The organism is Enterococcus sp. AAFC-DPL-5146, from assembly GCF_058216635.1.
On record NZ_CM177103.1, the window covers coordinates 2,319,707 to 2,342,899 of the forward strand.

Genomic DNA, 23,193 nt, shown 5'->3' on the forward strand with positions numbered 1-23,193 from the left:
CTCCTTTACGCACCTCTGAAAATTGCTGTTCCGATTCGTACAAAAGTTGCACCTTCTTCAATAGCAATTGGGAAATCATTACTCATTCCCATGCTAAGCTCTGTACATGGCGCATATGACAGATGCTGATTATTTATTGCTGTTTGCAGTTTTTTTAACTGAGAAAAAACTTCGCGAAGAACTGGTTCAGAAGCATCTAATGGTGCCATCGTCATCAAGCCTACAATCTTGATCTTATCAAAATTTTCTAGCTGATGGATGAAGTCAATGACTTCATCTAATCTGAAACCATGTTTGCTTTCTTCACCGGTTACATTCACCTCAACGAAACAAGAGATTTTCTTCTCTGCTCGTTTTTGAATTTCCTCTGCCAATTTCAAACTGTCTAAAGCATGAAAATAATCTATCTCATTTATTATTGATTTTACCTTCCTACGCTGTAAATTACCAATCAAATGCCACTTAATAGACGAAAAACTTTCCAGTGCCATCTTTTTGTCAAGTAATTTATCCACTCGGTTCTCAGCCATATTCTCAATACCAAGTTCAGCAAGTTCCTTGGCTTTATCATTTCCCACTGATTTAGTCACGGCAATCATGGTTACATCATTGTCTGACCGAGATGCTTCATAACATGCTAGTCGAATCTCTTGATTTATTTTTTCTAAGTTATCAACTAGCATGGTCAAAAGTCTCTCCTATCTTTTTCTGCGGAAAAATGGTGGTGTGTTTAATTCATCGTCATTGTTTTGCGATGGTTCTTCACGATGAAATGTTTCAAAATCTTTTTTCTCAACATTTTCAAATGTTGTATCTTCTACTTTAGGTCTTACGTTTTGTTCACGTCGGATATCCCAGTCACCAAAAGCACTAGTCTCTTCTTGTGGTTGAGGTTGTGATGGTTTTGATTGCTCCATATCCAACACAGGCGCTTGTTGCACCGCTTGGATTTGAGTTGGTCTATTTTGACGTTGAGGTTTACGATCTTTTTTTGAAGGGTCGATTCCTGTCGCAATAACTGTTACACGAATTTCATCGCCTAAATCTTCATTAATAGATGTACCTAAGATGATATTCACATCACCTGTTGCAGCATTTGTCACGATATCTGAAGCATCTTGCGCTTCAAACAATGTCATGTCTAAGCCACCAGTAATATTTAACAATACTTGCTCAGCACCGTCAATAGATGTTTCAAGTAGTGGAGAAGAAATTGCTTTTTTCGTTGCTTCTATTACACGATCTTCACCGCTAGCAACACCAATTCCCATCAAAGCTGTTCCTTGGTTTTCCATAACTGTCTTCACATCAGCAAAGTCCAAGTTAACGTAACCAGGAGCTGTAATCAAGTCTGAAATCCCTTGTACTCCTTGACGTAATACATTGTCAGCTTCACGGAATGCTTCAAGCATCGGTGTCTTTTTATCAACCACTTCTAATAAACGGTTATTAGAAATAATCAATAATGTATCAACATTTTCTTTTAAAAGTGCGATTCCTTCAGCAGCGTAGCGTCCACGTTTTGGTCCTTCAAAACTAAATGGTCTTGTTACAACACCAACTGTCAAAGCACCTAATTCTTTGGCAATTTTTGCAACTACTGGAGCGGCTCCTGTTCCTGTTCCGCCACCCATACCAGCAGTGATAAAAATCATATCTGCCCCTTGTAAGGCATCTGAAATTACTTGTTCACTTTCTTCTGCAGCTTTTTGGCCAACTTCTGGTTGTGACCCAGCCCCTAAACCACGTGTATATTTAGGTCCAAGTTGAATCACTGTTTCAGCTTTTGAGTTTTTTAGGGCTTGTACATCTGTATTTGCAGCGATGAATTCTACGCCTTTAACGTTTTCATCAATCATGCGATTAACAGCATTACCGCCACCGCCGCCTACACCGATAACTTTGATGACAGCGCCATTGTTAATGTTATTATCTAAAGAAAATTCCATAGTATCGTTTCCTCCTGTTTTAATTGTTAGTCAAAAATGTTTGAGAAGAAGTCTTTGATCTTACCTGTAACATTTTCACCAGATTCGTGTATCTCAGAATCGTTATAGTCATCTTGGGGTGTATCTGCATAAGTGTCATATTGTACTTCTTGTTGAACTGAAATTGGCTGTGATGATTTAATCTTTTCGCCTGGGATCGCACCTTTAGCAATATGATAAATATCATTTAATTGAGCTGAGTATTCTACGATACTAATCACATTTGTAAATACTGGGTTACGTAAACCCATATGATTAGGAACATACAATTTCACACTTGCATCAAATATTTCTTGTGCCAAGTCAACAACACCTGGAAGGCTTGCTCCGCCACCAGTTAAAATCACTCCGCCAGGAAGTTCCAAAGCGTCGATTTCGTCTAATACTTCTTTAGATTTTTTAAAGATTTGTTCAACTCTTGCTTCAATGACTTCTGAAAGATAACGCTCATCAACTTTTACAGGCTCAGATTTACCAATTACATCAACTGGAAATTCTTCGCTTACAGATGTTCTTTCAGGGTATGCATCACCATAATTAATTTTCAATGCTTCTGCATTATTGAATGATGTATTCAATACAATAGAAACATCTTTAGTAACAAATTCGCCGCCTTCTTGATTGACATGAGTAAACTTCAATTGCTTATCATGCATTACAGAAGTCGTTGTTTGACCGCCACCCATATCAATAACAATCGTACCAAAATCTTTCTCACCGTCAGAAAGAACAGTTTCAGTTAGTGCTAACGGCATAATTACTAGTTCATTTACAATTAAACCTGCTTTTTCAACACATTTTCTAGTATTATGAATAATTGTTTTCGGACCTGTGAATACCACTCCGAACATTTCTAAACGAACGCCAATCATTCCTCTAGGATCTTTGATCCCTTCAAATCCATCAACTGTAAATTCTTGAGGTAGGATTGCTACGATTTGACGTTCAGGAGGAGTTGAACGAACCAGAGCTGCAGATGCTACGTTTCTTACATCTTCATCAGTGATTTCTTTTGACTCACTACTTACAGCAATCATTCCTTGACAATTTTCTACTTCAAGTAAGTTTGCTGGCAACCCCACATTCACACTTTTAATTTGAATTCCCGCTTTTTCTTCTGCTTGTCTAACTGCTCTTTGAATCGCATTTACTGTCTTATCAATATCGACAATGATTCCTCGATTTAATCCATCAGATTTTGCGTTTCCTACGCCAATGATATTCATTTGACCTTCAATAAATTCAGCCACTACAACTTTTACTGATGTTGTACCAATATCAAGGCCTACATACATTCCTGTCTTTGCCATGAATGGGGTTCCTCCTCCTATTAATTCCAATATGTAAACAGACAAGAAATGCCCATTTTCATATGTATTTTTTTATGAATACTCACTTCTTTCAATTTTACCATAAACATAGGCTTTTTAGAAAGCAGATTCTATTATTTTATTCTTTTATTTTTATTCTCCTCATTCTAACGGCTGTGAAGATTCTCCTACACTTTCCTCAGTAACTTCATTATTAAAAGGATATGAGAAAATCCCAACTTCCATATCAATGATTCCAGGCTTATCCATTTGACTTGCTACTTTCCCGTAATACGCCATTTTCTCCTCTAACTGGGAGATATTTACAATGACTTCATTCGCATCTTTCATGTGAAGATTGATTAATTCTTTATTTGCATTAGATGGTGCATAACGAATTTCTGAGATATTTTGCTTCAAATCCTCAGGAAGTTTGTTATAAGAATTCATTAAGTTTTTAATTATTGACTGATCCTTAAAATTTTGGAAAACCGGCATACCGCTTATAGGTGCGTTCATTTCTTCGGGTAAAATTTTTCCATTTTCTAAAATAGGATGATAAACATTATTTATTGATTCTAAAGCAACTACTTTATACTCATCAATTTTGATATTGAATGAATTAATGCCGCTTAATGAAATCGTTGCTTTTTTCACGCGTGGTAATTGGCGTTCAATTTTTTCTTGATAGATTTTTCTATCTCCAAATTGCTCCCATAGACTCACTCCGCGCTCTAACTTTGACTGAGCAATGATCTTTTGGCTATCTACAGATTTATTTCCTGTTACGCTAACAGTACCTAGCTTACTTAATGGAGAAACAAAATATAACACAATCACAATCGCTATCATAAAGATTGATACAATAAGAGTTAAGCGACGGTATAAACGTTTATTTCGCACTTTTTTTATATTGGGTAAGCGGTCTGCAAAAGATTCGTAAGTTTTCTTTGGTATTTCTTCTGATTCTTGATTTTCTGAAGAAGTTTCTTCTGTTTCGGCTTCGATATTTTCTTCAACTTTTTCTTGCTTCTCTTCGTTAGATAATACAGAAGGATTCCATCCTGGCTGATCGCCTTGTGTTTTTAAATACTCTAGATTTTCTTTTTGCCAAGGGGTCAATTCCTGTTCTTCTAACTCTTCAGTTGAATCCAACTCTTTCTCGTCTTTTTTCTTTGGATCGTCTTTTTTCTTACTAATCTTTCACACCCCCCATCAAGTAATCTCTTTAACCACTTTATATAGTCGTTCACCAGCATCTGGAATACCTTCTTTTTTAGAGGCCTCTGCCATCATTCTATGACGTTCCTCATCTAATAAGATATTATCAACTTCCGTTACCAATTTAATCCCCGTAAGCTCTTGGTCACTAATCATTTCAACAGCGCCTGATTTGACTAAACTTTGAGCATTCTTTGTTTGATGATCATTTGTAACGTAAGGACTTGGTATTAAAATAGCTGGTAAACCCAATGCTGTAAACTCTGCGATAGATGTTGCTCCAGCCCGACCTACCATTAGATCCGCCGCTGCTAAAACTTCTGCCATTTTATCAATATAAGGCTGAATACTTACATTTGTCAATTTTTTTTCGGTAAGATTTAATTTTTCTTGTAATTCTTTATAGTATCGTTCACCGGATGCATAAAGAACTTGATACTCTCTTTGTTCAAAGAGAGGTAATGCTTCTACAAAAGCCTGATTGATTTTCAGTGCACCACGACTTCCACCGAAAATAATTACAGTTTTTTTATTAGGATCTAAACCATATTCTTTTAGAACATCTGTCTTTTCAATGGCTACTACTTCTTGAGCTCTTGGATTTCCTGTCAAAACAACTTTTTCTTTTGGGAAATACTCAGCAACATCTGGAAAACAAATTGCTACCTTCGTTGCATACTTACTTAAAAATTTGTTTGTAATTCCAGGTATGCTATTTTGTTCATGAACAATCGTTGGTATTTTCAATTGCTTGGCTGCATATACAACCGAACCTGATACATAACCGCCTGTTCCAATAACAACATCTGGTTGAAAATCTTTAATTATTTTTTTAGCTTTTCCAATACTGCTTAAAAAAAGGTAAACTGTTTTAATATTCTGAGGGCTTAGTGAACGACGAAATCCTTGAATTTTAATTGTTTTAAACGGAATGTTGTATTTCGGAACAATTTGACTTTCTAGACCCGTTTGCGTTCCCACATACATAAATTCTGTATCTGGATCTACCTGTTTTACGTAGTTCACAAAGGCCAAGGCTGGATAAATGTGTCCACCTGTTCCGCCGCCGGTTATTAGTATTTTCATATTTTATTCTCACTTTTCTATGTCTTTTAGCTGGTGCATCGCTTCAATAAACGCCTCTCCCCGCAGTTCAAAATTAGGATATTGATCCCAGCTTGCACAGGCAGGCGATAATAGAATAGTATCATTTTTTTCAGAAAAATCATAGGCATCACCTACAGCAGTTTGGACATTTTCAGTTAACTTAATTGTTTTTATGCCTGCTTCACGTGCTGCTTTGTGCAGTTTCTCTTTTGTTTCACCAAAAAGAACAATTGCCTTAATTCCTTTTAATGAAGGAATTAATTCATCAAAGCTATTTCCTCTGTCTAAACCGCCAGCTAATAAAATAAGTGACGAGTGATCAAAACCGCTAAGTGCCATCTCAGTTGCTAATATGTTTGTTGCCTTTGAATCATTATAAAATTTACGTTCAGCTATTTCACCTACATATTGCGTCCGATGCGGTACCCCGCTAAAAATCATCAGTGTTTGTCTAATCACATCTGTTGCAACATTTTTTAATTTAGCTACACAAATTGCAGCTAAGGCATTCTCAATATTATGACTACCTGGAACACCTAATTCTGTTGCCAACATGATGTATTCGTCTTTATAGTATATTTTTCCATCTGCAAGATATGCTCCTGCGACTTTTTCTTTTGTTGAAAATGGAATAATTGCTGCTTTCGTTGTTTTGCTTAATTCTTGTAATTCTTGTTGATTCCAATTTAATATAAGAAATTCATTTTCTTGCATATTACTTTGTATTGCCCATTTGGCTTTTACATATTCTTCTCTCGAACCATGATAATCTAAATGCGCCTCATAAATATTTGTGATTACAGCTATTTGAGGCTGAAATGTTTGGATTCCCATCAATTGAAAACTTGATAGTTCCATAACAATATCATCGACTGAACTTGCTTCTTCAGCTACTTCACTGGCTGGATATCCAATATTTCCAGCTAATCGAGCAGTTCCAGTTTTACGATCAGCATTTAGTAAAAGTCCGATCATTGTTGTTGTTGTTGTTTTGCCATTTGTTCCAGTAATTCCAATAATCGGACACTCTGCAATTTGATAAGCTAATTCAACTTCAGTAATCACAGGTAAATTCATGCTTAGAGCCTTTTCTACTAAAGGATTAGTGTAAGGTATTCCTGGATTTTTAACAATCAGAGAAAAGTCTTCGTCTAAAAGTTCAATTGGATGTCCACCTGTAACAACACGAATACCCAAGGTTAATAAATCTTGGGCTTCCGGGTTTTGATCAAATTGTTTAAAGTCATTAACTGTTACTAATGCACCTAGTTCATGTAGCAACTTCGCAGCACTAACACCACTTTTAGCTAGTCCAAGAACAAGGACTTTTTTGTTTTCATAATTTGTAATTTTCTTCATTATAATTTCCCCTTATCTTAGAAAAGCTGAAAGAAGCGTATAGCTCTGTAGAAAGTTAGGGATTTTGATGTGGAATGTTTCTTTATTCCATTTCAAAATTATCTACTTTCCTAAGAGCTGCTTCTTGATGCTGGATCATACTGAAAAGCTGAAAGAAGTATATAACTCTGTAGAAAGTTAGGAATTTTGATGTGGAATATCTCTTTATTCCATTTCAAAATTACCTACTTTCCTAAGAGCTGCTTCTTGATGCTAAAGTGTATAACAATTTAAAAAATAATCCACAGTGTAATACCTGAACAAATGGCACCTGTTAACCAAAAAACAATATCGATTTTCCATTCCGACCAACCACACATTTCAAAGTGATGATGAATCGGTGACATTTTAAAAATTCGTTTTCCAAATAATTTAAATGAAGCAACTTGTAAAATGACGCTCGCCGTTTCACACACATAAACAAGCCCAATCAAAAGCAAGGTCCATTCTTGACGCAATATAATAGATATAGCTGCCAATAAACCACCTAAAGCAAGTGAACCAACATCTCCCATGAAAATCTTTGCTGGTTTTTTATTGTAAGGAAAGAATCCTAATAAACCACCAATCACGCTCAAACAAACAATAACGACATCAAATTGTTGTTGTTTCCAAGCAATGATTGCATATGTCGCAAATGAAATAGTTCCTAAACCTGCAACTAATCCATCAATACCGTCAGTTAGATTTACAGCATTTGAAAATCCAACTAACCAAAAAATAACAAATACGCCATAAAAAACACCTAAAGGCAACGAAACTAGACCAAACAAATCTAATGAATCTGGTAAACCTTCAGATCGATAAACAAAATAAAAAACTAATCCCCCAATAATTTGTCCAACTAATTTTTGGCGGGAATTTAACCCCATATTTCTTTTTTTAAATACTTTGATAAAATCATCTAAAAAACCTAACAATCCATATAGTACTAGGATAAATAAAATAATCAGTAGAGACGGAGTAAGCTCTTGTTTCCATAATCCCACTAATACCGCGGTGATGAAACTTGCAACTAAAAAGACTAACCCGCCCATTGTTGGCGTACCAGTTTTTACGTTATGCCAAGTCGGACCATCTTCACGTGTTGTTTGACCTTGTTTTTTCATTTGAAAATAACCAATAAACATTGGCATCACTGCCACCGTTATAGCAAAACTACATACTATAGGAATAAAAATTTGTGTCCACTCCATGATATCTCTCCTAATTATTCAACTCGCATTGAGTTACTTTATCATTCATTTTTTAACGCTTTATTTAGCTGGATTTACTGTAGCAGTTGAATCACTGTCCATCGAATCCATTACCACTTGCATCAACGGATTTGCGATTTTTCCAAGTGCATCTCTCGTGTATGTCTGAGGTTTTTTCATTGTAAGATATAGAATATATTCTGGATTGTCGGCTGGCACAAATTCTACTACTGAATAGGTATAATCTGTCAAGCCTTCCATATAACCATTTTCCCCAGTTATTTGCGCTGTTCCTGTTTTAACCCCGACATGATAACCTGGGACTGAGTAAACACCGTGAGCAATACCATAATTTGGATCTTCTACCGTATCAATCATATATGTGCGAATATCACTCGCAGCTTGAGGCGTTATGACTGGTTGTCCTACTTTTTCTGGTTTTGTTACTTTTTCTTCACCAGTATCTTTATCAACGATTTTACTAATGTATTGAGGCTTGATCATGGAACCATCGTTAGCTATTGCTGTATAAGCCTGCATCATTTGGAAATTCGTTACAGAGACTGCTTGACCAAAAGATGACATTGCTAAATCGACCCAGTTATTACTAGGCAATTCTCCAGCAGATTCCCCTGCTAAACCTGAATTTGTCGATTTTCCAAAACCGAACTTCTCTAAATAACTTTTCCAAACTTCCCCTGTAGGATCCATTGCTTGTTCTAACGTAAGCATCCCCACATTACTTGACCAAGAAATAGCTTGACGGAACGTTAATGGACCAACAGCACCAAAGTCGTGATCATTTACTGTTCTATCATCTAACTTATATCCGCCAGCTGGATAAACAAAGGTTTGATTAGGATTAAACTTGCCTTCTTGCATTGCTGCGGCCGAGGTAAAGAGCTTCATAGTAGAACCTGGTTCGAATTTATCTTCTACTAAAATATTACGCCATACGGTATCTTTTCCTAAACCTTCTTTAGTTTCAGGATTGAAAGAAGGGCGTTGAGACATAGCTAAAATTTCACCCGTCTTTGCCTTCATCAGCATAGCAGTCATATCTTCTGGTTTAAATTCTTCCATAACTGGATCTAACAATGATTCTAATCGACTTTGAATGCGATTATCTATTGTTGTATAGATATCTTTACCATCAACAGCCTTCTTCTCACTAGCAACCGTTCCAGGCAATGGATTTCCATATACATCTTTTTTATAATCAACTTTACCGTCTTTTCCACTCAAAATATCATTATAAGATTTTTCTAAGCCCATCTTACCAATTAAACCTTTGGAATCATCCTCTGCATCAGCAGAACCTGTATAACCGATAAAATGAGAAGCAAATACGCCATTCGGATAAATTCTAGCTGGATGACCTTCAAAATATAAACCTGAAACTTTATTTTGTTTTAATTCGTTCTCAATTTTTTGTCTGGTTTCTAACGTAATATTTTTCCCTTTAGAACCAAACTCAACTTGAAACTTCACAGATCCGTCTTCATTCACACCACTATTTAAAAAGCGTAATGCTTCATCTTTAGTGAGTTCAGTATTTCTATCTAAAATTTCTGCTAATAATGAAAAATCTTTTTTCTGGGCATAAAGCTTTTTATTTTCTTCACCTAAATAAGTCTCAGACAAAATTGCATAAACAGAATAAGAAGTCGCATCTTCTGCAATTACATCTCCGTTGCGATCTAAAATAGCTCCTCTTTTTGCCTTGACAACACTGCTTCCCTGATAAAGATTAGCAGTTTTTTCTGGTAAAGAGACACCTGCCACTTTTCCTACAGCTACTATGTACGTTAATCTAAACGCAAACAAAAAGAACAATCCAATACTCGTAGCAAATAAAATAATGCCTACTTTTTTACGATTGTTCATTGGGTTTAAGTTCTTCTTTTTGACAAAATTCTTTATTTTAGTTTTTATACTCATTTATTTCACTTTCCTTATATTATCAAGGTTATCTGAAAGGCCTTTGTTTTTCGCAACATCCTTAATCCGGTCTGCTTTGGATAATTCATTTTTTTGTTGTTCTAATTTCAAAGCTGATTCTTCTTTCTCTTGGATCGTTGCTTGCGTTTCAGTGATTTCATTAGTCATTTGTGTAATGGACGTACGTACTTGAATGGTGAGAACTGCTATTCCAATAATCGCTACTAACAATAAAAAGCCGATTGTCTTTTCTAAAAGTGAGATATTTCTCAGCTTCCTTTTCGGAGATTGGGGTAGGTTCACATTTTTTTGAACTTTAGGTTCATTTATTGGCTCTGTGAATGGTTCATCCATTAACGGAACATCGTATTGAAAATCATCCACTTTTTTTAATTCAGCCATGTCCTTACCCCTTCCTCTATATAATTAGTTTAACTTTTTCGGCAATTCTTAATTTAGCACTTCGCGAGCGATTATTCTCAGCCAATTCAGTCTCACCTGGTAAAATTGGCTTTCTTGTAATTACTTTTAACTCTGGTTGAAATTCTTCAGGCACCATTGGAAGTCCTGGTGGTAAATCCTGCATTGTACTATATTCTTTAAACATGCTTTTCACAATTCGGTCTTCTAACGAGTGAAAGGTAATCACACTGATTCGACCATTCTTATTGAGTAAAGCAATTGCTTGTTCTAATGATTCTTCCACAACACCTAATTCATCATTTACAGCAATGCGAATAGCTTGAAAAATTCGTTTTGCTGGATGTCCGCCTTTGCGTCTAGCTGGCGCTGGTATTGCTGTTTTAATAATTTCTACTAATTCACCAGTTGTTTCAATCGGTGCTTTAGCACGCACACGTTCAATCTCTCTGGCTACTTGTTTAGAAAATTTTTCTTCGCCGTAACGAAAGAATATCTTCACTAATTCATGATAACTATAATTGTTAACTACATCATAAGCAGATAATTCCGCTTGTTGATCCATCCGCATGTCTAACGGTGCATCTTGATGATAGCTGAACCCTCGCTCTGCTTCATCTAGTTGAGGCGAAGAAACACCTAAGTCGTATAAAATTCCATCCACATGATAAATTTCATGTTTCGCTAATTCTTGTTTAAGGTATCGGAAATTTGACTTAATAAAGGTTACCATGCCTTGATCAACATATTTTTTTAATCGTTGAGCCGCAAAATCCAATGCTTTTTGGTCTTGGTCGAACGCGTATAAGTGTCCTTGTTCGCCTAGTTGCGAGAGTAAGTACTCACTATGACCTGCACCACCTAATGTGCAATCGACATAGATGCCGTCTTCTTTCACATGTAAGCCGTCAACTGTTTCTTTTAGTAAAACAGTATAATGCTGAAAGTCTTTCGTCATAATGCTCCTCTTTCTAAAAACCAAAATCAATCATTGTTTCTGCAATCTCATCAAAATTCTCTTCAGCTTCTGTAGAAAATTCTTGCCAACGTGCTTCATCCCAAATCTCGATTCGATTTGAAACCCCGATGATTACACAAGCTTTTTCTATACTACCGTGTGTTCTCAATGCAGCAGGAATATTTATCCTGCCTTGTTTATCAATCTCACACTCTGTAGCTGCCGAATAAAAAAAGCGGACAAATGTACGGGCATCCTTCTTAGCTAGAGGCATTTCTTTTAACTTTTCCTCTAGTTGTTCCCATTCGGACATTGGATAACCAAATAAACAGCCATCCATCCCTCTAGTAACCACAAACTTCTCACCTAATTGATCTCGAAATTTAGCTGGTACGATGAGTCGGCCTTTGGCATCTATATTATGTTGAAATTCACCCATAAACATAGCCAATTTACCCCACTTTTCCACTTGATAGAAACAGTCTACCACATCCTACCACTTTCTACCACCAAAAACGGTGAATCTTGCTTTATTTAATGGTTATTTAAAAATTTTGTAATATTTCAAAATGCTATTCTTTTAAAAAAAAAGCGATATCAATACCTATTTAATCGGTTTTTAAATGGATTTTTATACTTTTTTTTATTTTTATTTTCTCATAAAAATATTACAAATAAATTTGGTGGGGGAAAGTGGTACGATTCCTTTCCCTTCTCAAATTTCAATTTTATGAAAAGTAATGAAGAATATTCAACAAAATAAGTACACCATATAAAACTAGACTAAATAGAAAAACTAACCGCCAGAACATCTTAAAATATCTACCATACAGAATCTCGCCATAATAATACGCTTGAAAAACAGCTACGCAGATCCCTAACAATAAAACTGAGATGACCATGTACGGAACAATTGATTGACCGTAACTATCTTTTGATAATTCGTTTAATCCTATAAATAAAAATGGAATTGAGATATCCGGTGCTTTTACTTTAAAACGTTCTGTTAATGAGAACGTTGAAATAATGAAATTACACGCAAATAAGACAACTACTGGAAAAACATACCAAAAAAGCATAATGACTGAAAACGACACCATTTATTAACAATTCCTTTCGTAACACACTTAATTAACTATACTTCATTTACTTTACACTGATGTTTCATTTCCTTTAAAAGTTCATGCCTAAATAATACCAAATGACAAGAGTTTTATTCCCAAAATCTGCTCTCATCTATTATAATGGACATGAAGAGATTCTTAAAAAAAACGAGGTGGCATTTTGATTACTTATTTTAAAATAGAAAATGGGCATTTTACTTCTTCCCAAACAGCTGTATCTGATGCAGTTTGGCTTAATGTGGAAAAGCCCACAGAAGAAGAGATTAATCAATTAGTTCAAGACTATGAACTTCCTAAAGATTATATCACAGGTGTACTCGATGACAACGAAAATTCTCGATTTGAAGGGCTGCATCAAAATACATTAGACAAACCTGCACTGATGTTGCTTCAATATCCTCATGCAACAATCAGTCCCAGCGGATATACTCAATTAAACACCTTTCCTTTTGCAATCATTTTGACAACAGACGGAAAAGTAATCACAGTTATCAACAATTCGGCTGATTTTTTAAAACAAATTTTTACTCAGCCAATTCCAGATAGCAAGTTACCCATTCAAGAGACCTTGATTTTATATCTATCTTGGCAAATTTCAACGACTTATAACCGCTTTTTAAAAGAGTTGATCAAACAAACGAATAAACTAGAAGGAGAATTACAAGTCTCAACTGAAAATAGTCAACTTTATCAAATGATGGATATTCAAAAAAGTTTAGTTTATTTTGACTTTGCCATCGCTTCTAATTTAGAAGTTTTAAACATGCTTTACAACGCTAGAATTTTTAGAGATCCAAGGGCGCACCTTCCTCATCTTCATGATATTCTTGTGGAAACGAAACAAGCAGCAACGACTACGAACATCCAGTTAAAGCTAGTAGATAAAGTCAGTGACACATTTTCCGCAATCGTTTCTAACAATCTAAATAACGTAATGAAGATATTGACTTCTTTAACGATCGTTCTAACAATCCCTACAATCATCGGCGGTATCTTCGGAATGAATGTAAAGTTACCATTTGCCAACAGAGCTGATGCCTTTTGGTGGATATTTGTTGTCACGACGGCAACATGTATCTACGTCATTCGAAGACTAAAAAAACGGAACCTTTTGTAAAATTTTAGTTGCCGATTCTAGTAAAAGGATGTAAACTATAGGAAGTACATAATAAGGATGTGTAGAATCAATGAACGATAAGAAGACAAGTACTTTTTCCAAAGTCACTAAAATCGTTGTTTGGTTGATGCTAATCGCCATTGCGGGCTCAACAATATTGACTGCTATAATGAGTTTAAGATAATCAACTAAATAAACATTTATGGAGAAGACGAATGGCGTATATTGCCATCAGTCTTCTCCATTTTTGATTAGCTTTTATCTTACATCGTCCCGTTCTTTACCCGCCATCTTCAATAATTCTTCTGCATGCTCAGTCGTCAACTTAGTAATTTCACTTCCTGAAAGCATACGCGCAATTTCTGCTACCCGTTCATTCTGTTTCAATCTTCTAACCTTGGTTTCTGTCCGTTCACCAATAATTTCTTTTTCGATAAAATATTGATAATCTGCCACTGCTGCAACTTGAGGTAGATGAGTGATGCATAGTACTTGAGAGTTTTCAGATATCTGATAGATTTTATCAGCAATCGCTTGGGCAACGCGACCGCTAACGCCTGTATCAACTTCGTCAAAAACAATACTAGTGATTCCTTGTGATTTAGAAAAAATTGTTTTCAATGCTAACATCACACGAGAAAGTTCTCCGCCAGAAGCCACTCTTACCAAAGGTTTTAGCGGCTCTCCCGGATTCGTTGTAATATAAAACTCAACTTGCTCCAATCCTTCTTCTGTAAATTGTTCTTCTGATAATTCTGTAAAACGAATGTCAAATACCGTTCTCTCCATATAAAGTTCTTTCAGTTCTCGTAAAATATTTTTTTCGAGTTTTTTTGCAATTTTTTTCCTAATATCCCGCAATTTCAAACCTATTTCAAAAACTTGGTTCTTCTTTTCAACTAATAATGTTTCTAACTGGCTAGTTTTTCCTTCTAGAAAATCTGCATCCGCCAATTCACGTGTGATTTCTTGGTAGTAATCAAGAATGGATTCAATCGATTCGCCATACTTTCTTTTCATCTGACGAATAAGTTCCAGTCTTGTTTCAACTTCGTTCAAGCGATTTTCATCGAGTTCTAAGCCATCAATATGTCGTGACAAATCCCCACTAGCTTCTTGTAATAGGTAGTAACTGTTTTGAACTGCATCTGATAGAGCTTTGTATTCTGGATCAAGTGTTTCTATAGATAACAGTTCATTCATTGCATAGCCGATTTTATCTAAGCTACTATCACCTTCTCCGTTGATAGCTTCATAACTTGCAGCTAATGCATCCGCAATTTTTTGGAAATTCCCAAGCTTATTCCGCTCTTCCATCAATTGTTCTTCTTCCCCTAAAACCAGTTCAGCAGCAGCAATTTCATCACTTTGAAACTGCAACATATCCATACGCTGTGCGAATTCTTTTTCATTCTTTTGACGATTTCTAACTTTCTTTTCAATGATACGATATTCAGAGTAAATTCCTTCATACTGCTCTTTTATCTTGAATAGCTCTTTGCCGCCAAAATCATCTAACATACCTAAGTGCTTTTCACTTTGCATTAATTCTTGATGCTCATTTTGACCGTGGATATCAACTAGAAATTCTCCTACTTTTCGTAAATTCGCAATATTGATGATTCGTCCATTCACACGGCAAACATTTTTTCCAGAAGTTGATATATCTCTTTGAATGACGATGGATTCTTCATCCATTTCAATTCCTAATTCTTCTAACAAGTTAAACAACTCTTGATTTTTAGGCATCGTAAACAGACCTTCCAATGTACATTTCGACGCGCCTTGACGAATGTAATCACTCGATCCTCTTCCACCTGTTAAAAGTCCCATTGCATCTATAATAATTGATTTACCAGCACCTGTTTCTCCTGTTAAAACGGTCATTCCCATTTGAAACTCTATTTGTAAAGAGGAAATGATCGCAAAATTCTTTACGGAAAGTTCTTGAAGCATGTTTATCCACCTCGATTTTATAAATATCGGAACAGTTCACTTTTTAGAAATTCAGCATTTTTTTCAGTTCGGGCAATAATCAATACACTGTCATCATCATTGATTGCCGCGAATACGATTTCTTTGTAGTGTTTCTCTATTAAATTAGATGCAGCAGCAGCATTCCCTGGTATAGTACGCAAAATAACATGCTTTTCCATCTGGTCAACTGAAACAAATGCATCTTTCATTAATTTTTCTAATTTTGCAGATGTATCTTCTTTTGTTTCTGCTGGAATACTGTAACGATAACCGCCGTCGATTGAAGGCACTTTGATTAATTTCATTTCTTTAATATCACGAGAAATCGTCGCTTGTGTTACTTCGATCCCTTTTTCTTGAAGATAGGTCACAAAGTCTTCTTGTTTTTGAATATTTTTATCAGCTAATAAACGAGTAATCAGACGGTGCCGATCTTTTTTCCTCATAAGATAATGTACTCCTTTTTCGGTTCATTTCTATTTTTATCATAGCGTATTTTTATGCATTTTGAAAGGATAAAAAATAAGACTGAACTAAAACGCTAGGCGTTCTTTTCCAGTCTTAGTTATGGTGATCGGATTTATAAGAAAAAAATTAGGTATTTGTTTGACGAATTAGCCTTTTAACTTCTTGTGAGCTGCATCTACAACATCTGTGATTTCATTTGAAAGGTCTTTAATCTCTGCTTCTTCTACTGAAGTTAGATAAGCCAAAAATTCGATATTTCCTTCTCCACCTGTAATGGGTGAATAGTCCAATCCACTGACTGAATATCCATGTTCTTGAGCAAATGAAAGAATATCCGTTAATACTAACTTGTGTGTTTCTGGTTCACGAACGATTCCTTTTTTACCAACTAACTCTTTCCCCGCTTCAAATTGAGGTTTAATCAAAGCAACCACTTTACCACCTTGTTTTAGTATCTTGTGTAACGGCGGTAAAATTAATTTAAGAGAGATAAACGAGACATCAATCGTCGCAATATCTGGCACGCCTTCATGAAAATCCTCTGGTGCACTGTAACGGAAATTCGTACGTTCCATCACAACTACTCGCTCATCTTGCCGGATTTTCCACGCTAACTGATTGTATCCAACATCTAACGCGTAGCTTAAACGAGCTCCATTTTGCAAAGCCACATCGGTAAATCCACCAGTCGATGCACCAATATCCAACATCGTCTTATCTGTTACATCTAATTGAAAAACATCTAGAGCTTTCTCTAATTTCAACCCGCCACGGGATACATAGGCCAAAGTTTGCCCTTTTACATGGAGTGGTGTCTCAATAGCTATTTTTTCACCAGGCTTATCCAATCGTTCATTCTTGTCATTGTAAACTAGGCCTGCCATCACTGCTCGCTTGGCTTTTTCTCTTGTTTCAAATAATCCTTGAGTAAACGCTAAAATATCAACGCGTTCTTTTTTCATAAGTGCCTTCTTCCTATCCTAATCTCAATTGTTCTACTAATTCTTGCAATAGTTCTTCATGAAATTCACTACTTGTTTGTTTGATTTTTTCTAATGTACGAGTCCCAAATGTTAACTGTTCTTCCAACGCTTGCTTTGCACCTTCTAAGCCCAGTAAACTTGGATAGGTACTTTTATTTAAAGCTTCATCTCGTCCAACTTGCTTGCCCAGCTCTTCTTCAGAACTTGTTGCATCCAGTAAGTCATCCTTGATTTGAAACGCCAAACCTAAATGTCTAGCAAAAATCCCTAATAACTCAACGACTTCTTCCGGCTGCTCCGCTAAAATTCCACCAGCTAAAAGAGCGAACTCAATCAAGGCTCCTGTTTTCTTTTCATGAACATCCGCTAATTCAGTTAGTGAAAGCGATTGGTTTTCCCCTTGCAAATCACCCGCTTGCCCTGCCACCATTCCTTGTGTGCCAGAAGCTTTACTTAACAATTGAATCAATAATACTTTTTGATCCAACTGAATTTGGCTAATTGCTAATAGTTGAAAAGCCGCCGTAAGCAGACCATCTCCTGCCAAAATTGCATGAGCTTCACCAAATACTTTATGGTTTGTCGGCTTACCGCGACGTAAATCATCGTCATCCATCGCTGGCAAATCATCATGAATCAATGAATATGTGTGGATCATTTCTAATGCTGCCGCCACTTGATAATCATGAGCTTCGGGCATTTTTCCAAATGAGCGAATCGTTGCTAAAACTAAAAGCGGTCGAAACCTTTTGCCTCCAGCATGGATCGAATATATCATGGCTTTTTTTAATTGATCGTTTGCTGTATATCCATTGATAAAATCTTCCATTTCTTTTTCAATAAGCGGTAAACTTTGCTTACGAAAATCATTGAAATCTTTCATCAATTGGCCTCACTTTCTTCAAAAGCAACCTCTTCGTTATTTTCTGTCATGACTTTTGTCAATGTCTTTTCAGCTTTTTCCAATGTATCTTGGCATTGCTTGCTTAAAACCATTCCTTCTTGAAAAGCTGCTAGCGCTTCTTCTAAAGGAACATCTCCACGTTCTAATCGTTGGACGATTTCTTCTAATTCAGTTAATGATTCTTCAAATGTTTTTTCGACTACTTTTTCTTTGGCCATCTTTTTACTCCTCTTCAATTGGTGATACATGATCGATTATCGTATCTACTACACCATCCACATAATGGATTTGAATTTTTTCTTTAGGTTTTAATTCGTTAACTGACTTTACTACTTGTTGATCTTTGGTTGTATAACTATATCCTCGTCCCATTATTTTTAGTGGACTTAACAAATCCAGTTGTTGAACAGCAGAAGTAAATTGTTTTTGTTTATCTTTCATGTACTGCTCCATGCGATCATGAAGTGTTTTGTTTAAAAACGTTAGTTGCTGCTGTCCTTCTCTGATTTGACCTTGAGGTGTTTGTTGCCTAAATTGGGCAATAATTTCTTGTGCTGTTCGTTGTTTTTGATGATAAACAGTTTCCATCGACTGAATCAAACGCTGAGTGATTCGATCTAACTTGATTGTTTGACCTTCATATAAACGATCCGGTTGCTTAAAGACGTAAGAGTTTTTCAAGCGCAGATAGCGATCATTTTTTTGCTGTAATTGGTAGAGAAAGCTCTGCTCTAAACGAGTTTGTCTCTCCTTGATTTTTAACAATTCTTCATTCAAAACCGGTACAGCTAATTCTGCCGCTGCAGTTGGTGTAGCTGCTCTTACATCAGCAACCATATCGGCAATTGTCACATCCGTCTCATGTCCAACAGAAGAAATAACTGGCGTTTTTGCTTGATAAATCGCTCTAGCGACACGTTCTTCATTGAACGGCCACAGATCTTCGATCGAACCGCCTCCACGACCAATAATCATCGTGTCAAAGTTTCCTAACTCTTCAATGCGTTGAATATTGCGAACAATATCATCTGCCGCTTGATCTCCTTGTACTAAAGTAGGAAATAAAACAAGCTGTGCAATTGGATATCTTCTTTTTACTGTCGTAATGATATCTCGGATGACCGCTCCACTAGGACTTGTAACCACTGCAATTCGTTTAGGATATCTTGGCAATATTTTTTTTGGTCCTTCAAATAACCCTTCATTTCCCAACTTTTCACGCAATTCCGCTAAAGCTTGGTACAGTGCGCCAACACCATCTGGTTCCATATGCTCCACATAAATCTGATAAGACCCGCCGCTTTCATATAATGAAATACGACCCACTACCAAGACTTTCATTCCTTCTTTTGGTTGAAATTTCAACTTTTGAAAGGCTGATTTAAACATAATTGCTGAAATTTTTGCACCATCGTCTTTTAAACTAAAGTATTGATGGGCATTAGGACGCAAACGAAAGTTGGACATTTCACCAGTTAAATAAACCCGTTCTAAGTATGGGTCAGCATCAAATTTACGTTTTAAATATTTTGTTAAGGCAGTTACTGTTAAATATTGCTGCTCCATCTTCTCACCTTACTTTTGCTTTTTAGCGGCTTCCACCGTTTGGTACATCAACATCGTGATTGTCATTGGCCCCACACCTTTTGGCACAGGTGTGATAAAACTTGCGATTTCAGAAACTTCATCGAATTTTACATCGCCAATCAGTTTACCATTTTCGTCACGATTCATACCAACATCGATTACAACCGCACCAGGTTTAACAAATTCTTTGGTCACAAAATGACCACGACCAATCGCGACCACTAAAATATCCGCTTCTCTGGCCACTGCTGGCAAGTCAACCGTTTTTGAGTGAGCGATCGTCACAGTCGCATTTTTCATCATCATCAATTGTGCCATTGGTTTTCCAACGATATTGCTTCGTCCAATCACCACCGCACGTTTGCCTTGTAAATCAATATTATAGGCTTCAAACATTTTCATAATGCCATATGGCGTACAAGGAATCATTGTAGGCTCTCCAATAAATAAATGCCCCATATTCATTGGATGGAAACCATCAACATCTTTTTTAGGATCAACTGCTAACAACACTTTTTCTTCATCGATGTGTTTTGGTAGCGGCAGTTGAACTAATATGCCATGATAATCTGGATCTTGATTGTATTGTTCAATCACGGTAAGTAATTCCGCTTCAGAGATTGTTTCAGGTAAACGTTCAATTTTTGAGCGAATACCGATTTTAGCTGCTGCAATGTCTTTGTTTTTTACATATGTTTGACTTGCCTGATTTTCACCAACTAATAAAACAACTAAACCTGGACGAATGCCTTTTTTTTCAAGTTCTTGTACTTCTGCCTTGATTTGCGCCTGCATGTTATCTGCTAGTTCACGACCGTTGATTAACTCTCCCATAAGATCACTCCTCATTTTCGTTATATTCTTTTATTTTAGCATAAGTCAGCTAGTCTTGACACTCTATAATCTTTTATCATTTCTTCTATAAATATATAATCAAAAAAGATTAAAAGTATTTTCTACTTTGAATCAATATCTTTCATCACATTAGCCAAAACACCATTAACAAACTTTCTAGAACGGTCATCGCTATATTTTTTTGCTAACTCAATCGCTTCATCTAAAGCAACTGTATTCGGGACATCCCCAACATAAAGCATTTCAAAAATAGCCATACGTAAAATAATCAGATCCATTTTAGCAATACGTGTGATCGACCAGTTGTTACCTAAATGTTTTTTGATAATCTCGTCTAGTTCTGCTTTTCGATCACAAACGCCGCCTACCAATAAATCTAAGTATGTTGGGACAAATTCTTCCCCATCTTCACTAATGATTTCTTGATTATCTAACTCTAATGCATAAGAAATCGCATCTTGTTTTGTTAAGTCAACATTAAAATCTAAAGGAAATAACGCTTGAAGCGCCTTTTCACGAATCTCGTGACGAGTGAAACTTGGCTTACTCATTTTCTCCCTCATCTTCCGGGAATAATTCATCAAAATCTGGTTCAGGCAGTTTTTCTGGTACTACTGCTACTACATGAACATTCACTTCCACTAAATCGATATCTGTCATAAATAATACTTGCTGTTTTACACGATCTTGCATTTCCAAGGCTACTTTAGGTACTGAGATACCATAATTTAAGTAACAGTAAATATCGACTTTCAAGCCCTCTTCTTCTGCTCTTAAATAAATACCTTTACCGTGAGCAGCACGCCCAAGAAATTCTGTTACATTATTAGCAAAAGTTCCACGCATACCGTATACGCCGTCTACTTTAGATGCTGCAATACCAATAATGACTTCAATTACTTCCGGTGCAATAACGATTTCGCCTAGAGAATCTTTTGTATTGATTACTAGATTGTTTTCTTCAGTCATTTTAATCCTCCTTATAATAAAAGCGTAGTGGGCTCATTCAGCTTTTTCTCGAAAAACTAGCCCGCGAAGCTAGATAACACATAAGTAACAACGTTCCGCTTGGCTACACTTTCTGCTTTTCAACATCAGTTCATTTCATTCACTGTATTTCAAATTAAAAGCGTAGCGGACTCATTCTGTCTCGACTAAAAAATAGGAAAATCTGAGAGTAACGCTTTTCGTCACAATCGGATTTTATCTTTTTTCCGAAGAGTTAGCCCATATAGCTAGAAACAGTACACAGGAAACTTTTTTATTTTCAAAGCTTCTGTTTACTTACCTATCCATGTTTACAATCATCTTTAGTTTATCATTAATTCGATCATTTCGCTACCAAAAAAACTAAGAGAAAGTGAGTCTAAAACAGTTTATTCTTTGAAAACAGTCATACATCAAAGCGATTCACCATTTCTTTTTTGACAATCATTTTTTTGCCTCTCATCATTTATAACAATTTATAATATAATCAACTCTTTGGGAGACTGAGTCAATACTCGATTTCCTTCTTTGGTAATCAATAAGTCGTCTTCGATTCTGACACCGCCAAGACCTGGCAGATAGATTCCAGGTTCATCAGTAATGACATTTCCAGGAACAAATTGTTTGTCTGCTCTAAAGGAAACATTTGGTCCTTCATGAATCTCAAGGCCGATTCCATGACCTGTGCTGTGCCCAAAGGCTTCCCCATATCCGTAAGAAGCAATGTGATCACGAGCAATGGCGTCCAGTTGAATCCCTGTTAAGCCTGGTTTCGCTTCATCTAATACTTTTAATTGTGCTTCTAAAACGATTTGATAAATGTCTTTAAGTTTACTGTTAGGCTCACCAATCGCAAATGTTCGAGTCATGTCTGAAACATAACCTTGATAATAACAACCAAAATCCAAGGTAATCAAGTCACCTTTTTCAATAACTTTTTCACTTGCAACACCATGAGGCATCGCTGAACGGACTCCACTGGCTACGATCGTTTCAAAGGACACGCTCGTTGCACCTAAAGAACGCATGTAAAAATCTAATTGGTTCGCAATTTCAATTTCAGTCATGCCAGGTTTGATTACTGTTAGAATGTGTTTAAACCCAAGATCTGCAATACTACAAGCTTTTTCAATAATTGCAATCTCTTCTTCATCTTTCACTTCACGTAATTCTTCGATTAGTCCTGCAACCGGAACCAAGTCACATGGGGTGATTTCTTCTAACAAACTATACTCCGCAAAACTTACAAACGTTTCTTCAAAAGCCAAGTTACTTAATTGTTGTTTTTCTGCAATAGTCACCACTTCATCGAAAATTGGTCCTGCATTTTGAATAATTTCAAAGCCTTGCGCTTGTTCTGCAGCTTGTTCTGTATAACGAAAATCTGTTACAAAAAAAGCTTTATCTAAAGTAATAACTGCTAATCCAGTTGTTCCAGTAAAATTTGTTAAATAACGTAAATTGTATGGACTTGTAATCAGAAAACCTGAAAGATCATTTTTTTTCATTAACTCTCGTAACTTATTTACTCTTACCATCATTTTATTCGTCCTTCTTTCCTAATTAAGTTCTTCTCTATTATAACAAATATTGATTTTGAAAAACACCGAAGACGCGCAACCTCTAAATTATTCTAAAGTTTTTACAATTAT

Annotated in this window: 24 protein-coding genes; 2 read left to right on the forward strand and 22 right to left on the reverse strand. The window is 36.1% G+C overall.

All coding sequences use genetic code 11. The features are described from left to right. Positions 1-5: 5 nt before the first annotated feature. From AC4BB2_RS10585 to AC4BB2_RS10640, 12 genes are all read right to left on the reverse strand, one after another. Positions 6-683, reverse strand: coding sequence for a YggS family pyridoxal phosphate-dependent enzyme (locus AC4BB2_RS10585; protein ID WP_490472901.1), 678 nt, complete (start codon positions 681-683; stop codon positions 6-8). Between the two features lie 15 nt (positions 684-698). After that, a complete protein-coding gene (ftsZ, locus tag AC4BB2_RS10590; protein WP_069634444.1) occupies positions 699-1,949 on the reverse strand; it encodes a cell division protein FtsZ in 1,251 nt (416 codons plus the stop codon). 26 nt (positions 1,950-1,975) lie between these two features. Continuing rightward, a complete protein-coding gene (gene ftsA, locus AC4BB2_RS10595; RefSeq protein ID WP_490472902.1) occupies positions 1,976-3,298 on the reverse strand; it encodes a cell division protein FtsA in 1,323 nt (440 codons plus the stop codon). Between the two features lie 162 nt (positions 3,299-3,460). Further along, the gene (locus AC4BB2_RS10600; RefSeq protein WP_490472903.1) at positions 3,461-4,453 is read right to left on the reverse strand and encodes a cell division protein FtsQ/DivIB; all 993 of its coding nucleotides are present in this window, start codon (positions 4,451-4,453) and stop codon (positions 3,461-3,463) included. A gap of 60 nt (positions 4,454-4,513) precedes the next feature. Beyond that, positions 4,514-5,605, reverse strand: coding sequence for an undecaprenyldiphospho-muramoylpentapeptide beta-N-acetylglucosaminyltransferase (murG, locus tag AC4BB2_RS10605; protein ID WP_490472904.1), 1,092 nt, complete (start codon positions 5,603-5,605; stop codon positions 4,514-4,516). 9 nt (positions 5,606-5,614) lie between these two features. Then, a complete protein-coding gene (gene murD / locus AC4BB2_RS10610; RefSeq protein ID WP_490472905.1) occupies positions 5,615-6,985 on the reverse strand; it encodes a UDP-N-acetylmuramoyl-L-alanine--D-glutamate ligase in 1,371 nt (456 codons plus the stop codon). Positions 6,986-7,254: 269 nt separating this feature from the next. Next, the gene (gene mraY, locus AC4BB2_RS10615) at positions 7,255-8,220 is read right to left on the reverse strand and encodes a phospho-N-acetylmuramoyl-pentapeptide-transferase (RefSeq protein WP_490472906.1); all 966 of its coding nucleotides are present in this window, start codon (positions 8,218-8,220) and stop codon (positions 7,255-7,257) included. Positions 8,221-8,280: 60 nt separating this feature from the next. Further along, a complete protein-coding gene (locus AC4BB2_RS10620) occupies positions 8,281-10,161 on the reverse strand; it encodes a peptidoglycan D,D-transpeptidase FtsI family protein (protein ID WP_490472907.1) in 1,881 nt (626 codons plus the stop codon). Then, positions 10,162-10,563, reverse strand: coding sequence for a cell division protein FtsL (gene ftsL / locus AC4BB2_RS10625; RefSeq protein ID WP_490472908.1), 402 nt, complete (start codon positions 10,561-10,563; stop codon positions 10,162-10,164). Between the two features lie 16 nt (positions 10,564-10,579). After that, positions 10,580-11,539, reverse strand: a complete 960-nt coding sequence (rsmH, locus tag AC4BB2_RS10630) for a 16S rRNA (cytosine(1402)-N(4))-methyltransferase RsmH (protein ID WP_490472909.1) — start codon at positions 11,537-11,539, stop codon at positions 10,580-10,582. 13 nt (positions 11,540-11,552) lie between these two features. Beyond that, positions 11,553-11,984, reverse strand: coding sequence for a division/cell wall cluster transcriptional repressor MraZ (mraZ, locus tag AC4BB2_RS10635; RefSeq protein WP_490472910.1), 432 nt, complete (start codon positions 11,982-11,984; stop codon positions 11,553-11,555). 283 nt (positions 11,985-12,267) lie between these two features. Beyond that, positions 12,268-12,639 (reverse strand): DUF3397 domain-containing protein, encoded by a 372-nt coding sequence (locus AC4BB2_RS10640; protein WP_490472911.1) that lies wholly within the window; start codon positions 12,637-12,639, stop codon positions 12,268-12,270. A gap of 184 nt (positions 12,640-12,823) precedes the next feature. Here AC4BB2_RS10640 and AC4BB2_RS10645 point away from each other — a divergent pair, with 184 nt between their 5' ends. Continuing rightward, positions 12,824-13,780, forward strand: a complete 957-nt coding sequence (locus AC4BB2_RS10645) for a magnesium transporter CorA family protein (RefSeq protein WP_490472912.1) — start codon at positions 12,824-12,826, stop codon at positions 13,778-13,780. 70 nt (positions 13,781-13,850) lie between these two features. Continuing rightward, a complete protein-coding gene (locus AC4BB2_RS10650; RefSeq protein WP_086280105.1) occupies positions 13,851-13,964 on the forward strand; it encodes a DUF4044 domain-containing protein in 114 nt (37 codons plus the stop codon). 74 nt (positions 13,965-14,038) lie between these two features. Here AC4BB2_RS10650 and recN read toward each other — a convergent pair whose 3' ends face one another. The 10 genes from recN to AC4BB2_RS10700 all read right to left on the reverse strand — a co-directional run bounded on the left by recN (position 14,039) and on the right by AC4BB2_RS10700 (position 23,082). Further along, positions 14,039-15,736: a DNA repair protein RecN gene (recN, locus tag AC4BB2_RS10655; protein ID WP_490472913.1), complete on the reverse strand. Its 1,698-nt coding sequence runs from the start codon at positions 15,734-15,736 to the stop codon at positions 14,039-14,041. A 17-nt stretch (positions 15,737-15,753) separates the two neighbouring features. Further along, positions 15,754-16,203 (reverse strand): arginine repressor, encoded by a 450-nt coding sequence (locus AC4BB2_RS10660; protein WP_490472914.1) that lies wholly within the window; start codon positions 16,201-16,203, stop codon positions 15,754-15,756. Positions 16,204-16,371: 168 nt separating this feature from the next. Next, complete coding sequence (locus tag AC4BB2_RS10665) at positions 16,372-17,187, reverse strand: TlyA family RNA methyltransferase (protein WP_490472915.1); 816 nt, start codon at positions 17,185-17,187, stop codon at positions 16,372-16,374. 13 nt (positions 17,188-17,200) lie between these two features. Further along, positions 17,201-18,091 carry a polyprenyl synthetase family protein gene (locus AC4BB2_RS10670; protein ID WP_490472916.1) on the reverse strand — a complete coding sequence of 297 codons (891 nt, stop codon included), beginning with the start codon at positions 18,089-18,091 and terminating at the stop codon, positions 17,201-17,203. Further along, on the reverse strand, positions 18,091-18,330 hold the full coding sequence (locus tag AC4BB2_RS10675; RefSeq protein ID WP_490472917.1) for an exodeoxyribonuclease VII small subunit: 240 nt from the start codon (positions 18,328-18,330) through the stop codon (positions 18,091-18,093). Before AC4BB2_RS10675 ends, AC4BB2_RS10670 begins: the two co-directional genes overlap by 1 nt. A 4-nt stretch (positions 18,331-18,334) precedes the next feature. After that, positions 18,335-19,678: an exodeoxyribonuclease VII large subunit gene (xseA, locus tag AC4BB2_RS10680; RefSeq protein WP_490472918.1), complete on the reverse strand. Its 1,344-nt coding sequence runs from the start codon at positions 19,676-19,678 to the stop codon at positions 18,335-18,337. A 9-nt stretch (positions 19,679-19,687) separates the two neighbouring features. After that, positions 19,688-20,533 carry a bifunctional methylenetetrahydrofolate dehydrogenase/methenyltetrahydrofolate cyclohydrolase gene (locus AC4BB2_RS10685; RefSeq protein WP_490472919.1) on the reverse strand — a complete coding sequence of 282 codons (846 nt, stop codon included), beginning with the start codon at positions 20,531-20,533 and terminating at the stop codon, positions 19,688-19,690. A 122-nt stretch (positions 20,534-20,655) separates the two neighbouring features. Further along, positions 20,656-21,105: a transcription antitermination factor NusB gene (gene nusB / locus AC4BB2_RS10690; protein ID WP_071876619.1), complete on the reverse strand. Its 450-nt coding sequence runs from the start codon at positions 21,103-21,105 to the stop codon at positions 20,656-20,658. Continuing rightward, a complete protein-coding gene (locus AC4BB2_RS10695; RefSeq protein ID WP_490472920.1) occupies positions 21,098-21,523 on the reverse strand; it encodes an Asp23/Gls24 family envelope stress response protein in 426 nt (141 codons plus the stop codon). The genes nusB and AC4BB2_RS10695 overlap by 8 nt, the downstream gene beginning before the upstream one ends. A gap of 494 nt (positions 21,524-22,017) precedes the next feature. Continuing rightward, positions 22,018-23,082, reverse strand: coding sequence for a M24 family metallopeptidase (locus tag AC4BB2_RS10700; RefSeq protein WP_490472921.1), 1,065 nt, complete (start codon positions 23,080-23,082; stop codon positions 22,018-22,020). Between the last annotated feature and the right edge of the window lie 111 nt (positions 23,083-23,193).